Below are 14,558 nucleotides of genomic sequence, written 5' to 3' on the forward strand. Positions count from 1 at the left end.
CTATGCGGCGATAGCGCGGTCGACGGCGTCCATCACCCGCTCCGCATCGGGCAGGAAGTGATGCTCCACCTTGTTGGCGGGGTACGGAAGGGCGAAACCGCCGACCCGTAGCACCGGCGCCTCCAGGTGGTAGAAGCACCGCTCGGTAATGCGTGCTGCGATCTCGGCCCCCAATCCCATGAACACCGATGCCTCGTGGACCACCACCAGCCGGCCCGTCTTGCGTACCGAGGCCTCCAGCGTCTCAAAGTCAACCGGCGAAAGGGAGCGTAGATCGACTACCTCGATCGACATCCCCTCGGCCGCGGCCATTTCCGCCGCCGCGGTGGCGACGGCGACCATCGGGCCATATGCGGCCACCGTGGCCGCGGTACCAGACCGGACGATGCGGGCGGACGACAGGGAAAGGGCTGTGGCCGCCGTGTCTTCCAGGTTCACCTCACCCTTCTCCCAGTAGCGCCGCTTGGGCTCGAAGAAGATGACCGGGTCATCACACGCCACGGACTGGCGGATCATGTCGTAGGCATCCTGCGGCGATCCACACGCCACCACCCGAAGGCCCGCCGTGTGGGCGAAGTAGGCCTCAGGCGATTCCGAATGGTGCTCCACCGCACCGATGCCACCGCCGAACGGGATGCGGATGGTGAGCGGCATGCCCACCGCCCCCTTGGTGCGGTAGTGCAGCTTGGCCACCTGACTGACGATCTGATCGAAGGCCGGGTACACGAAGCCGTCGAATTGGATCTCACACACGGGGCGATATCCACGCATGGCCAAACCCACCGCCGTGCCGATGATTCCGGATTCGGCCAGCGGTGTATCGATGACTCGATGGTCGCCGAAGTCTTTCTGCAGCCCGTCGGTGACTCGGAAGACCCCGCCGAGCTTGCCAACATCCTCCCCCATGACGATCACCTTGTCGTCGTCTTCCAGGGATGCACGCAGACCCGCGTTCAGGGCGCCGGACATCGTCATTCTGGTCATGATGCGATCCCTTCATCCTCAAAGCCCGCAAGATATTCCAAATAGTCGCGCCGTTCCGCAGCGACAAGCGAATGCGGTTCTGCGTACACGTGATTGAACATGTCGGCGGCCGTCGGCTCGATGGTGCCGAGACATCCCGCGCGCATTTCGGCGGCCACCGCGTCGGCCTTGGCCACGACGCGCTGCTTCTCCGAATCTGTCAGCATGCCAAGTCTTTCCAAGTACTTCTCCACCCGCGACAGCGGGTCTTTGGCACGCCATTCCTCAAGCTCCGCGGAATTGCGGTACTTGGTCGGATCATCGGAGGTGGTGTGCGGCCCCATCCTGTAGGTGACCGCTTCGACGAGGGTGGGCCCGCTACCCTCACGCGCGCGCCGCAGGGCCGCACGGGTCACCGCCATCACCGCGAGCACGTCGTTGCCATCCACCTGGATTCCCGGCACACCGAATCCGGTGCCGCGCGCGGCCAGCGGCAGATGGCTTTGCACCCGCACCGGCTCGCTGATGGCCCACTGGTTGTTCTGACAGAAGAAGACCACGGGCGCACCGAAACTCGATGCGAAGGCGAAAGCCTCCGACACGTCGCCCTGACTGGTCGCCCCATCGCCGAAGTACGCGATGACCGCGGAATCGGCTCCGTCGAACTTGACACCCATCGCATATCCGGTGGCGTGCAGCGACTGCGCTCCGACGATGATCGCGGGTGCGGTGACGTTGTGGTCACGCGGATTCCAGCCGGACTGTGTTGAGCCGCGCCAGAATTGGAGCATGGCGGTGGGTTCGACACCGCGACAGTAGGCGACGCCGTGCTCACGAAAACTGGTAAAGGCGAAGTCATCGGATGCCAGCGCACGCGCGGAGCCGACCTGAGCGGCCTCCTGACCCAGCAGCGGCGCCCAGAGCGCGAGCTCACCCTGACGCTGCAACGCCGTGGCCTCGGTGTCGATGCGGCGGACCACCACCATGTCCTCATACAGCGCGAGAAGCTGCTGGTCGTCGATATCCGCGACCAGCGGCCCGTACGCCGGATCCTCGACCCGGTTGCCTTCCGGATCCAGGAGCTGGATGGTTTCCATACCCGCCTCGCTAACCATCTGATGCGCTGTCCATGCCTGACCGTCACCACAGAGGTGTGTCTTGCTTCACAGTGCATCAGATAGTCATACTGCGCAACCGATGCGTGTTGCATTGTGCATAGTGCCCATATTTGTCGATCAATTCTGTGCGATACTGCGCTCTATGACCACTCTGGACGCCACTGATGCGAAGTTGTTACTCGCGCTCACGCAAACACCCCGCGCGTCCGGCGTGGAGCTGGCGCAGCGACTGAATCTGTCCCGCAACACCGTGCAGGCCCGGCTGACCCGCTGGGACCAGCACGAGGCGCTGGCCGGTATCGACCACCAGATCGTGCCGCGCGCGATGGGCTATCCCATGACGGCCTACGTCACCGCGCGCATCGACCAACATCAGCTCAAGGGGATAGGCGTGGCGCTTGCCGATGTGCCGGAGGTGGTGCAGGTGCACGGCTTGGCGGGCGCCGACGATCTGATGATCAAGGTGGTGGCCGTCGACAGCGACGACCTATACCGAATCGCCGGGAACATCCTCGATATCCCCGGCATCACTCGCACGTCGATCGCGATTGCCATGCACGAGTTGGTGGCATTCCGGATGACCCCACTGCTGAGGCGCCTCGCCGGACAAGACTGAGTGCTCAGCCCAGCCAGTCCAGAACCGCTGCGGCAGTCCAGGATTGCTGCATGCTGCCCAGCGGTGCACCGGTAAATGGTTCGTAGTACTCGGCAAAGGAGCCGTCGCCCGCCTGCCGTAAACCCTCCTGCCGGAGCAGGAACGCACGTTCGCTCCATCCACGCCGCTCGAACGCCCAACAGAACAGCCAGGTGAGCACCGGCCACACCGGGCCACGCCAGTACTCGCGCGGACGAAAGTCCCGGGACACCGGCGACGTCGACGGCACCAGTGCGTACCGCAGATCGGGGTGGCCGCAGAAGCGTGGTCCTTCCAGCAGTCGCAGCAGCGCCAACTCCTGCGGACGCGGCAGCCCCCCGGACAGCAGCGGGGCGAACATGGCCACCGTGTCCGTCGCCACCCACTTGCCGGTCTTGACATCGAAATCCCTTGCCGCACCGGTACGTTCTTCGGTGGTGTCGATTACCCCGGCACGGAACCGCTCGGCCCAACCGTGCAGCTCACGCACATCGGCTCGCGGGCGCGCGTGCTCCTCACCAATAGTGGCCAGTACCTCGCAGGCCACCGCGAAGATTGCCGAGACGAACACATCTTCCATGACGAAACTCATGACGTCCGGCAACCGGGCGTCGTCGTACCCCACCGACTTCATCTCTTCCAGCAGCCACAGATAGACGTCATACTCGGCGTCCTTGGGGCGCTGCGAGGCGTCGGTGATGATTGCGGTGTCCTCCCGCACATACGGCGGCAGCTCTCCGGGAACAACATTGGCGTACGCGCCATCCCAGCGCGGCGAGTTGTCCATTCCCGATTCCCACCCGTGATAGAGGGTGATGCGCCCGTGCTGGTTCTGATCGCGGGACTCGGCGAGCCACCGATGCCACCGCATGAGGTCTGCCCAGCGCCGGTCCAGGAAGGCTTCCGCGATACCGCGCGCACTCCGGCCACGGCGGCGCGCGTGATCCAAGATGCGTTGCACCGCTATGGCATGCACCGGCGGCTGGGTGATGCCCGATGTCTGGTAGTTCGACGGCGCGTTCACCGCCAGTTCCGAGGTGCGCCAACGCGCGGGTCCGGGAAAGTAGCCGTCGACCCCGTTGGCGAAGACGATGTGCGGGATCATCCCGTTGGCCCATTGCGCGGAAAGCAGAGTGTCCAATTCGGTGACGGCGCGCTCGACACTCAGCGGCGCCAGGCCGACCGCCACGAAAGCCGCGTCCCAGCTCCACATATGTGGGTACAACTTGGGGGCGGCACTGGTCATCGTCCCCCTGTCATTTCCCCTCAGCAGGTATGCCGCACGTGCGGCCAACTGCGTGGGGGTGAACATCGGGTGGGACGGCATCCGTCCATTGTGCGGCGTACCCGGCCATTCCCTCTCGTCGAAAGTCGACTTTTGGTGTGAAAGTACGAGTAGACGCCGCCAAAAGTCGACATTCGACGGAAGGCGGCTAGCCTGGCGCGCATGCCCCTCGCTCTCATCACCGGCGCAAGCGGCGGTCTCGGTGCTGCCATCGCACGTGCCCTGGCCCCCACCCATGCACTCCTGCTGGGAGGCCGCCCGTCCCCGCGACTGGATGCACTGGCCGATGAACTGCAGGCCACCGCATGGCCGGTGGACCTGGGCGATGAGAGCGCACTGCTGGCGGCCACCGCCGGCATCGACGCACTCGATGTGCTGGTGCACAACGCCGGGGTGTCCTATCCGGCGACGATCACCGACTCGCAGTTGGCCGACTGGCGTAAGACCTTTGATGTCAACGTCTTAGCGCCGGTGGCACTGACCAAGGCCCTGCTTCCCGCTCTCCGCGCGGCACAGGGTGACGTGGTGTTCGTCAACTCCGGAGCTGGGATCAACGCACACCCGGGCATCGGCTCGTACTCGGCGAGCAAGTTCGCACTGCGCGGCGTGGCCGATGTGCTGCGGGCAGAGGAGCCACAGCTGCGGGTGACCTCGGTGCATCCCGGCCGGATCAGCACCCCGATGCAGCAGGAACTCACCGAACATGAAGGGCGCGTCTACAACCCGGATGAGTACATGCGTCCCGAGTCCGTCGCGCAGCTGATCGTCGATGCCGTGCGGCTGCCGCGCGACGCTCGGGTGCACCAAATTGTGGTGCGCCAGAACTAGACGACCAGATTCACCATGCGCCCGGGCACCACGATGACCTTCTTCGGGGTAACGCCCGCCAGGAACTCCAGCACCTTCTCCTCGGCAAGGGCCGCCGCCTCGATATCGGCCGCCGGTGCATCGGCAGCCACCGTGATCCGGCCGCGCACCTTGCCGTTGACCTGAATCGGGTATTCGACGGTGTCGGCCACCAGCCATCGCTCATCGAATCCCGGGAAGGGGCCGTGAGCCAGGGTCTCATCGCGTCCGAGCTGGCTCCACAGCTCCTCGGCCAGGTGCGGCGCCAGCGGAGCCAGTAGCAGCACCAGCGGTTCCACCGCGGCCCGCGGGGCACCCTCCGGGTACTCCTTGGTGAGGTGGTTGGTGTACTCGATCAACTTGGCCGCTGCGGTGTTATTGCGCAGGGCCGCATAGTCTTCGGTGACACCGGCGATCGTCTTGTGCAACGCCCGCAGCGTGTCCTCGCTCGTCAAGTCGTCTTCGGTGACACGGATCTTGCCGGTCTCCTCGTCGACCACCACGCGCCACACCCGCTGCAGGAACCGGTGCGCGCCAACGACATCCTTTGTTGCCCACGGCCGCGACAACTCCAGTGGGCCCATGGACATCTCATACACCCGCAGGGTGTCCGCACCGTAGTTGTCACAGATGTCGTCCGGCGAGATCGAGTTCTTGAGGCTCTTGCCGATCTTGCCGAACTCCTGCTTCACCTCGACTTTCCCGTCGGGACCGGGCCAGAAGAACGTTCCGTTCTCCTCGACCACCTCGGCGGCGGGCACGTACATACCGCGCGCATCCGTATAGGCGTACGCCTGGATGTAGCCCTGGTTGAGCAACCGCCGGTACGGCTCGCGGGAGCTGACATGTCCGAGGTCGTAGAGAACCTTGTGCCAGAACCTCGAGTACAGCAGGTGCAGCACGGCGTGCTCCATGCCGCCGACATACAGGTCAACGCCCCCGGGATCATCCGGGCCGTGCTCGGCCGGGCGCGGGCCCAGCCAGTAGGCCTCGTTCTCCTTGTCGCAGAACGCATCCGCATTATCGGGGTCGGCGTAGCGCAGCTCGTACCACGAGCTACCCGCCCACTGCGGCATCACGTTGGTGTCGCGCGTGTACCGCTTGAGTCCATCGCCCAGATCCAGCTCAACGTTGACCCAATCGGTGGCCTTCGACAGCGGCGGCGACGGCACGCTCGATGCGTCATCGGGATCGAAGGACACCGGTGCGTAGTCCTCGACCTCCGGCAGCTCGACGGGGAGCGCACCCTCACCCAGCGCGCGAGGTCGCCCGTCCTCGCCGTAGACGATCGGGAACGGCTCGCCCCAATAGCGCTGGCGTGCGAAAAGCCAATCGCGAAGCTTGTATTCGATGCGCGGTTCACCGCGGCCGTCCTGCACCAGCCGACGCGTCACCTCGGTCTTGGCAGCGGCGATATCCAACCCATTCAGGTAATCGGAGTTCACCAGCGCACCGTCGCCCGTGTACGCGGCCTCGGTGATATCGCCACCGGAAATGACCTGCTGCACAGGCAAACCGAACGCATGCGCGAAGTCCCAGTCACGCTGGTCATGGCCGGGCACCGCCATGATGGCCCCGGTGCCGTAACCGAACAGCACATAGTCGGCGATGAAGACCGGCACTGGCTTGCCGCTTACCGGGTTGGTGGCGTACGCGCCGGTGAATACACCCGTCTTCTCTTTGTTCTCTTGACGTTCCAGGTCGCTCTTGGCGGCGATGGAGCGGCGATACTGCTCGATCGCCGCGCGCGGCGAATCCTGCCCGCCGGTCCAGCGCTCGTCCGTTCCCTCCGGCCAGGTGTCACCGGTCAGCGCGTCGACCAGCGGATGCTCGGGCGCCAGCACCATGTAGGTGGCGCCGAAAAGCGTGTCGGGCCGGGTGGTGAACACCTCGATATCGCCCGCACCGGGGACGGCGAACAACACCGACGCGCCCTGCGATCGACCGATCCAGTTGCGCTGCATGGTCTTGACCTTGTCGGGCCAATCCAGGAATTCAAGATCGTCGATCAGCCTGTCGGAGTACGCGGTGATCCGCATCATCCACTGCCGCAACCGCTTACGGAAGACCGGAAAGTTACCGCGCTCGCTGCGACCGTCCGAGGTGACCTCCTCATTGGCCAGCACGGTACCCAGTCCCGGACACCAGTTGACCACCGAATCCGATTGGTAAACCAGACGATACGAGTCAATCAGATCGGCACGCGCGCCGTCGCTCAGCTCCCCCCACACCGTGCCGTCGGCCGGCGTACGCGCACCGGAATCGAACTCGGCCACCAGCTCATCGATCCGGCGGGCACGTTGGGCCTCGACGTCGTACCAGGCGTTGTAGATCTGCAGGAAAATCCACTGTGTCCACTTGTAGAAGTCGACGTCGGTCGTCGCGAAGCTGCGGCGCGAGTCGTGGCCCAATCCGAGCCGCCCAAGCTGCCGCTTGTAGTTGACGATGTTGGCCTCGGTACGGACCCGCGGGTGGGTGCCGGTCTGCACCGCGTACTGCTCGGCGGGCAGACCGAACGCGTCGAACCCGAGCGCGTGCAGCACGTTGGCGCCGCGCATCCGGTGGAAGCGGGCATATACGTCCGTCGCGATATAACCCAGCGGATGTCCGACGTGCAGCCCGTCACCCGAGGGATACGGGAACATGTCCTGCACAAACATCTTGTCAGCGGGAATCGGCGTGCCATCGGTCGGCGCGAGTGAGCCCACAGGATTCGGGACGTGGAACGTGCCGCGGTCGGCCCAGCTCTGTTGCCAACGACGCTCGATCTGCCCGGCGAGCTGCGCGGTGTAGCGATGCTCGGGGGTATCGGTGGCGTCTTGCTGGGCTTCAGTCACGCATCAAGGGTAAATGCGGCAGCTCAGCGAACAGAAATCGCCGGTTTGGCGACGAGAGTTAATCACTCTGGTCACAATCCGGCCACTTCCGGGGGTGTCCGGGGTGCTTTCTCAGCTGCGCTTATTAACTTCGGGACCGCTACAACCGAGAGCCCACCTGTCGACATAGCGGTCGGCGTGCCCGCGCTCGCGGTTGTCGTCCACAACTCACACACCACGCATCAGACAGAGCCGGAAGGACAGAGAAGGTGACGACCACACGGTATTCAGTCAGGTTCGCGGCGGCCACGGCCTCCGTCGCGGCACTGCTCGCCGGGACCACCGCCATCGCACTGGCGGACCCCCAGCCGGCGCCTCCAGCACCGGTGGCCACTCCGAACGCCGCCACCTCGGCTCCCGTCGCACCGGCGGCGGCCCCCAACGCCCCCGCCACCCCGAACGCCGCCGCCGTTCCGGCGACCGCACCCACCGCGTCGACGAACCCCCTCCAGCCCGCCCCACCGATCAATGGGGTCGCACCCGCCACCGACGGCACGCTGACGGAGTTCTTCGCTTCCAAGAACGTCAAGCTGGAGCCGCTGACCAAGAACAGCCATGGGGCACCGCGCGTCAGCGTCCCGATTCCGGCGAACTGGGCGAACGTGCCGGATCCCAACGTTCCCAACGCGTACCAGGTGATCGTGAGCAAGGCCAACGGCACCGGGCTGTACCAGTCCAACGCGCAGGTCACGATGAGCAAGCTCGTCGGTGAGTTCGACACCAATGAGGCCATCTCGCACGGCCCCGTCGAGGTCAAGGCACTGCAGGGCTGGCAGCCGACCGATGCCTCGCTGGTTGCCTATCAGGGCTTCCCGTCTTCGATTGTGGAAGGCACCTTCCGTCAAGACGGTGAAACCCTCAACACCTCGCGCCGCTCCGTGATCATCACGCAGGGCAAGGACCGGTACCTGGTTCAGCTGGCCGTCACCACGACAGTCGGCAACGCCATCGCCGAGGCTCCCGCCACCGACCTCATCGTCAACGGCTTGCGCTTCGGTGAGGGCGCCCCGGTTACCGCCCCGGTAGCCGACCCCAACGCGCTCGCCGATCCGGATGCGCTGCCCGCGGCACCCGTAACGCCTGCTCCGGGCACCGACCCCAACGCTCCGGCTGCACCGGCGCCGGCAGTCCCGGGGCTGCCACCGCTGCCCACCCTGCCTCCGCTGGTGCCACCGGCACCGCCCGCGGCGTAAGCGCACTCGCAGCCCGCTTAAACTGAGCGGGTGCTGATCGCCGCCATCGTGACCATTGCCCTCGCCGGGCTACTGGGTGCGCTGTCGGCGGCGGCTTTTCTACGGGCACCGCACGGCAGCCCTCAGCGCATGCTCGCGCCTGCGCAGGCCACCGCCGCGCTGATCCTCGCGGCGGGCGCACTCGCGGCCTTATTCGGTTCCACCGCAATCGGTTTGGTGGGACTGATGGTGTGCGGCGCTGCCGCCATCGTGACGGTGGGTGCGGCCGCATGGCAGGTGGCGCGCTACACCACCGCTGCACAACAGATGTCGTCCTCGGGCGGCGGATGCGGCAGTTCCTGCGGCGGATGCCCTAGCGCGGGACGTGCCGACTCCTCGGTGTGCGCTCGGCCCTGACGTGTCCAATCTTTAGACACATCGGCGCTACCTCATCTGAATGTGATCCGTATTCGCCCATGTCGACCCATTTTTTGGTGTTATGTTCCCGGGCACTCGTAGACAGGCGTGGTCAGAAAGGGAGCCGTGAAAGACACCAAGCAGATGGTGAAGTTCATCCTCGTTGGTGTTCTCACGCTCGCCTCCGCTATCGCCGCGTACATCTATCGCGACGACCAGCTGATCGTGGACCTGCTCACGGTGCCCTTGTTCACCGGCATCATCGGCTACATCACCAACTGGACCGGCGTGCTGATGCTGTTCGCACCCTTGCGTTTCTACGGCTGGCGCATTCCCGGGCTGCGCACCCTGTACGCGTTCCTGCCCCGGCGAGTACAGGTAATCCCCGCCATCACCTCCGACGGGCGATTCGGGTGGCAGGGCATCGTGCCATCGCGCGCGGAGAAGATGGCCAGCATCGCCGTCGACAAGAGCCTCGCCAAGCTCGGTAGCATCTCGGACTTCTACGAACAGCTCGAACCGGACCTCATTGCCAATCACCTTGCACTGATTGCCAAATCAGAGATTCGCAGCGTCATCACGAAAATCATGGAGCGCGAGGACCCGCAGCTGTGGCACAACCTGCCGCCGGCCTTGCGGGAGATGATGTTCAAGCGCATCGAGAATCAGCTGCCGCAGATCGTCAAGAACATGACCGATCAGATCGGCGAGAACATCGGGCAGCTCGTCGACGCCAAGCTGATGATCATCCGGTACCTCACCGCTCATCCCAAGTTGCTCAACGACATCTTCCGGACCATGGGGCACAAGGAGCTGCAGTTCATGCAGAACTTCGGCTTCTACTTCGGCTATCCCATGGGCTTCGTACTCGTCGCGATCCTGCACTCGGTTCCGCATCACTGGTGGACTCCGTGGATCGTGCTGCCGCTCGGCGGCATCATCATCGGGTACATCGTCAACTACCTCGGCATCACCATGATTTTCGAACCCGTCCATCCCAACAAGTGGGTGCCGTGGCGCCAGGGTCTGTTCATCAAGCGCAAGTCGGAGATCTCCGAGGAGTACGCGCGCACCATCTCCGAGAACGTCATCACCCTGGAAAACATCGGCAACGAGATGCTCAACGGGCCACGGTCGGACCGCACCAGACAAATGCTGGCCGACGGTATCCGGCCCGCACTGGAGCAAGCACTCGGGCCCGCACGGCGTGCTATCCGGGTAGCCGTGGGCCGGCGTCAATACGACCAGATCACCGAATCGGTCACCATCGAGGCAACCGGCTTTGCGCCCCTTGCGTTTTCCGATCCCGAGTTCAACAAGCAACGCCAAGGCAAGATCGGCGCCTTCGTCTCGACCCAGATGCACAAACTCTCACTCGACGATTTCAACGAGTTGCTGCGCTCGGCGGTCAAACAGGACGAGTGGTTGCTGTTCGTACACGGCGCGGTCCTTGGCGCGGCCGGCGGCCTGGCGCACCTGCTGATCTTCCCGCCAGCGGGGTGACACGTGACCCGAATCGACCTGACAAGATGATGCCCGATGACCGATAACACGCCCGTTCCCGCGCACAACAATCGTGAGCTCCGGCCCGATCGCGTGGTCCAAGGGGTCGCGATGCTGGCCGCGAAAACCTGGTGGCGCGGGGTGAAGTGGTCGGCCGATATCGCCACCACCACCGGCACCAAGATCATCGACGACGTGCGCGCGGGCCGCTCGGCCACCGACATAGCCCTGTCGGCCACCGAGCATGTGCTGGGCGCCGTCCGCGACGCGCTGCAGCTGCCGGCCAACGATTCCGCAGGGCTCACCCTCGCCAAGCCGCAACGGCCCGCCCCGTCACGGGTCACCATCGACATCACCGAGTCCGGCTCCGCCGACTGCGATGAACTGCGCCGACGCGGTGCCGAATTGCTGCGGCGTTCAGCCGATGTCACCGACGTAGAGGACACCCATCCTGCCTACGCCCGGATTATCAATCAGCTGGCACCCGATGAGGCGCGCATCCTGCGGTTCCTGGCCGCGCACGGCGCGCAACCGGTGGTGGACGTCCGCACCAGCCGCCCGTTCGACGTCGGCTCGGAGATGATCGCCGAGGGTCTCTCGATGGTGGCCGAGCGCTCCGGCTGCCGCTACACCGACCGCAACAACGCCTACACCAACAACCTGGTACGGCTCGGCCTGGTCCGGGCGTCTCCGGAATCAGTTGCTGCCGAGCGTTATCAAGTGTTGGAGGTGCAGCCGGACGTGGTGGCGGCCTGCCGCCGCGCGGGCCGCGCGCATAAGACCGTTCGCCGCAGCATCCACCTGACGCCGTTCGGTGAGGACTTCTGCCGGGCGGTCATCCCATCCGATCCGTCGGTGGGCGACGACCTGTAGGCCTAGTTTCGGCTCACGTCGATGGGGTGCGTCGCCAACAGCGACAACGGCAGCGGCTGACGACGCAGCACCTTCGCCCACAGGTCACCACTCGCATCGGTGAGCACATCGGACGGCAGCGCGGACAACACGATCCAGTCGTCGCGCTCGACTTCACCCTCGAGCTGACCGATCGTCCACCCCGAATAGCCCGCGAAGACCCGGATGCCCTCCACCAGCGGGGCGATGTCTTCGGGCTCGGCATCCAGATCAACCATGGCCATGCGGCCCGCCACGTGACGCAGACCCTTCGCACCGTCGATGCTGACACCGGCCCGCAGGGTCGCCAGGCACAGGGCCGCATCGCGTTTGACCGGCCCGCCAATGAACATCGTCTTCGGCTTGACGGCGAGCTTGGCCCATTGCGGCAGCACGTTGTACACGGCGGTTTCGCTCGGGCGGTTGAGCACCACGCCCAAGGTGCCACCGTCGTTGTGCTCCACGATGAAGATCACGCTGCGCCGAAACGTGGGCTCAAACAGATTGGTGTTGGCGACCAGCAAGGTGCCCGCCCGCAGACGGTGTGCGGGCGGCGCCATATAACCCTCGCCATATGCCTCGCCCTCATCGGGCTCGTCCCCGTGCGCCACCTGAACATCATGACACCGTTTGCCGTTTCATGACTTGTGCTCGGCCAACCGCTACACATTTGTAGTGTGGGCGTAAGCGCTCCGCCTATTTCCCGTAGCTCGATCCAGACATACGAAAGCGACTCACATGACTGCGCGCCACTCGCCGCTGAGCCTGTGGCACGCAATCCACGATCTCCCCGACTTCGGGCGGCTGGTCTGGGTGCGGCTGCTCACCCAGTTCAGTGATGGTCTCTTCCAGGCCGGACTAGCCGGAGCATTGCTGTTCAACCCCGAACGTGAGGCCGAGCCGTGGGCCATCGCCGGTGCGTTCGCGGTGCTGTTCCTGCCGTACTCCGCGATCGGTCCCTTCGCCGGTGCGCTACTGGACCGCTGGGACCGGCGCACGGTGTTGATCTGTGCCAACCTGATCCGCGTCCTGCTGGTGGCCCTCGTCGGTATCGAGCTGGCCTTCAGCGCCGACGACGTGGTGCTGCTGCTGGGCGCGCTGATCGTCAACGGGGTCACCCGGTTCGTGACATCGGGTCTCTCGGCGGCACTCCCCCATGTGGTGCCCCGCGACCAGGTCGCGACCATGAACTCGGTGGCCACGGCGGTGGGTGCCACCGCCACCTTCGTCGGCGCCAACTTCATGCTGATGCTGCGGGCCGTCTTCGGGGCGGGGGACTTGGGTTCTGCCACAGTCATTTTCCTGGTGATCGTGCCGACCCTCGCCGCGGCATGGGTGGCCACCGGCTTTCCGGGCGATCGATTGGGTCCCGACGACAGTGTGCGCGCCGTGCACGGCTCGGCCTTCTATGCGGTAGCCACCGGGTGGCTACATGGTGCACGCACCATTGTCGGCACGCCCTCGGTGTTCGACGCGCTCATCGGTCTAGCGGCACACCGCATGGTTTTCGGTATCAACACGTTGCTGGTCCTGGTGCTGGTGCGCGACAACGCCTCCCTGTTCGCGGGGATCGGGGCCGCGGCATTGTTCCTGGCGTGCACCGGCATCGGCTCATTCCTCGGAACGGTCTCCACCCCTGCCTTGCTCCGGCGCTTCGGCCGCGGTCGCACCCTCGGGATGGCACTCGGCAGCGCCGTCGTGCTGCAGCTGATCGCCTCGAGTTTGTATGTACCGATCGTGCTCGTTGCCGCGTTCGGACTCGGGCTGGCCGGGCAGGTGATCAAGCTGTGCGCCGACGTCGGCATGCAGACCGATGTCGATGACGCGCTGCGGGGACACGTCTTCGCCGTGCAGGACTCGCTGTTCTGGGTCACCTTCACCGGGGCGATGAGCGTGGCCGCCGCGTTCATCACGCAGTCGCACTGGCTGGCCTTCGCCGGGGCAGTGGTCTACTTGATCGGCCTGATCGTGCACATGACCCGAACTCTTTGGCCCAGCCCGGCCGAATCCAGCCAACCCGACCCGGAAGGACACGCCCGTGACCTCGACCGCTGACGCTGTGATCGATGACCTGCGCGACGAGAGCGATGGACTCGACACACTGGTAGCTCCGCTTTCCGCAGAGGGCTGGGCCCGCGACACCCCGGCCGCCGGGTGGACCATCGCCCATCAGATCGCCCATCTGCATTGGACCGACGCGCAGTCCCTACTGGCGGTCACCGATCCTGAAGGCTTCGCCAACGAGCTGCCCAAGGCGATGGCCGATCCCTTCGGGTTCGTAGACAAGGCGGCCGAGGAGACTGCCCAGACTCCCCCGGCCGAGCTGCTGGCCCACTGGCGCGATACCCGTAACCAACTGCATGCGGCGCTGCGCGCGGTGCCCGATGGCGTGAAGATCCCCTGGTACGGGCCTCCCATGAGCTCCGCTTCGATGGGCACCGCACGCCTCATGGAGACGTGGGCCCATGCCCTTGATGTCGCGGACGCGCTCGGCGTGGTCCCGGCGCCTACCGCGCGCCTGAAATCGATTGCACACCTGGGTGTTCGGACCCGTGACTACGCGTATTCCGTGCACGCACTGTCTGCTCCCGCTGAGCCGTTCCGCGTCGAGCTGACCGGCCCCGACGGCGATACGTGGACCTGGGGCCCCGACGACGCCGCCCAGCGCGTCACCGGATCGGCACTGCACTTCTGCTACCTGGTTACCCAACGCCGTCCGCGCGCCGAGCTGGATCTGCAGGCCAACGGCGAGGACGCAGAGAAGTGGCTCTCCATCGCACAGGCCTTCGCCGGCCCGCCCGGCACCGGCCGGGGGTGAACACCGGGACCACGATTCGCCCGCTGTATCCCTCG

General features: G+C 65.4%; 13 protein-coding genes. 8 read left to right on the forward strand and 5 right to left on the reverse strand.

Annotated features, from left to right (window positions below; genetic code table 11):
* Together BB28_RS24125 and pdhA are read right to left on the reverse strand one after the other, a co-directional pair.
* Positions 1–969, reverse strand: coding sequence for an alpha-ketoacid dehydrogenase subunit beta (locus BB28_RS24125; RefSeq protein ID WP_081252422.1), 969 nt, complete (start codon positions 967–969; stop codon positions 1–3).
* Positions 970–980: 11 nt separating this feature from the next.
* Positions 981–2,060, reverse strand: coding sequence for a pyruvate dehydrogenase (acetyl-transferring) E1 component subunit alpha (gene pdhA / locus BB28_RS24130; protein WP_046255367.1), 1,080 nt, complete (start codon positions 2,058–2,060; stop codon positions 981–983).
* Between the two features lie 163 nt (positions 2,061–2,223).
* On the opposite strand from pdhA, the gene BB28_RS24135 reads away from it, so the two are divergent.
* Entirely contained in the window at positions 2,224–2,697 is a 474-nt protein-coding gene (locus BB28_RS24135; protein WP_030097660.1) for an Lrp/AsnC family transcriptional regulator, read from the forward strand.
* A gap of 4 nt (positions 2,698–2,701) precedes the next feature.
* Here BB28_RS24135 and ggh read toward each other — a convergent pair whose 3' ends face one another.
* On the reverse strand, positions 2,702–4,042 hold the full coding sequence (gene ggh / locus BB28_RS24140; RefSeq protein ID WP_046255368.1) for a glucosylglycerate hydrolase: 1,341 nt from the start codon (positions 4,040–4,042) through the stop codon (positions 2,702–2,704).
* A gap of 120 nt (positions 4,043–4,162) precedes the next feature.
* Between ggh and BB28_RS24145 the strand changes: the two genes are divergently transcribed.
* Positions 4,163–4,828, forward strand: a complete 666-nt coding sequence (locus BB28_RS24145; protein ID WP_046255369.1) for an SDR family oxidoreductase — start codon at positions 4,163–4,165, stop codon at positions 4,826–4,828.
* Here the strand turns inward: BB28_RS24145 and leuS are convergent.
* Positions 4,825–7,683, reverse strand: coding sequence for a leucine--tRNA ligase (gene leuS / locus BB28_RS24150; RefSeq protein ID WP_046255370.1), 2,859 nt, complete (start codon positions 7,681–7,683; stop codon positions 4,825–4,827). The genes BB28_RS24145 and leuS overlap by 4 nt on opposite strands.
* A gap of 248 nt (positions 7,684–7,931) precedes the next feature.
* On the opposite strand from leuS, the gene BB28_RS24155 reads away from it, so the two are divergent.
* The 4 genes from BB28_RS24155 (at position 7,932) to BB28_RS24170 (ending at position 11,687) form a co-directional block, all read left to right on the forward strand.
* Positions 7,932–8,915 (forward strand): LpqN/LpqT family lipoprotein, encoded by a 984-nt coding sequence (locus BB28_RS24155; RefSeq protein WP_064393556.1) that lies wholly within the window; start codon positions 7,932–7,934, stop codon positions 8,913–8,915.
* A 30-nt stretch (positions 8,916–8,945) separates the two neighbouring features.
* Positions 8,946–9,311, forward strand: a complete 366-nt coding sequence (locus BB28_RS24160) for a hypothetical protein (protein ID WP_052740352.1) — start codon at positions 8,946–8,948, stop codon at positions 9,309–9,311.
* Between the two features lie 126 nt (positions 9,312–9,437).
* Positions 9,438–10,814 carry a DUF445 domain-containing protein gene (locus BB28_RS24165; RefSeq protein ID WP_030097666.1) on the forward strand — a complete coding sequence of 459 codons (1,377 nt, stop codon included), beginning with the start codon at positions 9,438–9,440 and terminating at the stop codon, positions 10,812–10,814.
* Between the two features lie 36 nt (positions 10,815–10,850).
* Positions 10,851–11,687: a DUF4393 domain-containing protein gene (locus tag BB28_RS24170; RefSeq protein WP_046255373.1), complete on the forward strand. Its 837-nt coding sequence runs from the start codon at positions 10,851–10,853 to the stop codon at positions 11,685–11,687.
* Between the two features lie 2 nt (positions 11,688–11,689).
* On the opposite strand, the gene BB28_RS24175 is transcribed toward BB28_RS24170, so the two are convergent.
* Entirely contained in the window at positions 11,690–12,316 is a 627-nt protein-coding gene (locus tag BB28_RS24175; protein WP_046255374.1) for a YqgE/AlgH family protein, read from the reverse strand.
* A gap of 127 nt (positions 12,317–12,443) precedes the next feature.
* On the opposite strand from BB28_RS24175, the gene BB28_RS24180 reads away from it, so the two are divergent.
* Entirely contained in the window at positions 12,444–13,760 is a 1,317-nt protein-coding gene (locus BB28_RS24180; protein WP_046255375.1) for an MFS transporter, read from the forward strand.
* A complete protein-coding gene (locus BB28_RS24185) occupies positions 13,744–14,523 on the forward strand; it encodes a TIGR03084 family metal-binding protein (protein ID WP_046255376.1) in 780 nt (259 codons plus the stop codon). The genes BB28_RS24180 and BB28_RS24185 overlap by 17 nt, the downstream gene beginning before the upstream one ends.
* Positions 14,524–14,558: the final 35 nt, after the last annotated feature.

This window comes from Mycobacteroides chelonae CCUG 47445 (assembly GCF_001632805.1).
Taxonomy (GTDB): Bacteria; Actinomycetota; Actinomycetes; order Mycobacteriales; family Mycobacteriaceae; genus Mycobacterium; species Mycobacterium chelonae.

What these genes read in the sequence shown, in the direction of transcription:
- pdhA (WP_046255367.1), bottom strand. Translation starts at nt 2,060, where the DNA reads ATGGAAACCATCCAGCTCCTGGATCCGGAAGGCAACCGGGTCGAGGAT.
- BB28_RS24145 (WP_046255369.1), top strand. Translation starts at nt 4,163, where the DNA reads ATGCCCCTCGCTCTCATCACCGGCGCAAGCGGCGGTCTCGGTGCTGCC.
- ggh (WP_046255368.1), bottom strand. Translation starts at nt 4,042, where the DNA reads ATGCCGTCCCACCCGATGTTCACCCCCACGCAGTTGGCCGCACGTGCG.
- BB28_RS24135 (WP_030097660.1), top strand. Translation starts at nt 2,224, where the DNA reads ATGACCACTCTGGACGCCACTGATGCGAAGTTGTTACTCGCGCTCACG.
- BB28_RS24180 (WP_046255375.1), top strand. Translation starts at nt 12,444, where the DNA reads ATGACTGCGCGCCACTCGCCGCTGAGCCTGTGGCACGCAATCCACGAT.
- BB28_RS24170 (WP_046255373.1), top strand. Translation starts at nt 10,851, where the DNA reads ATGACCGATAACACGCCCGTTCCCGCGCACAACAATCGTGAGCTCCGG.
- BB28_RS24125 (WP_081252422.1), bottom strand. Translation starts at nt 969, where the DNA reads ATGTCCGGCGCCCTGAACGCGGGTCTGCGTGCATCCCTGGAAGACGAC.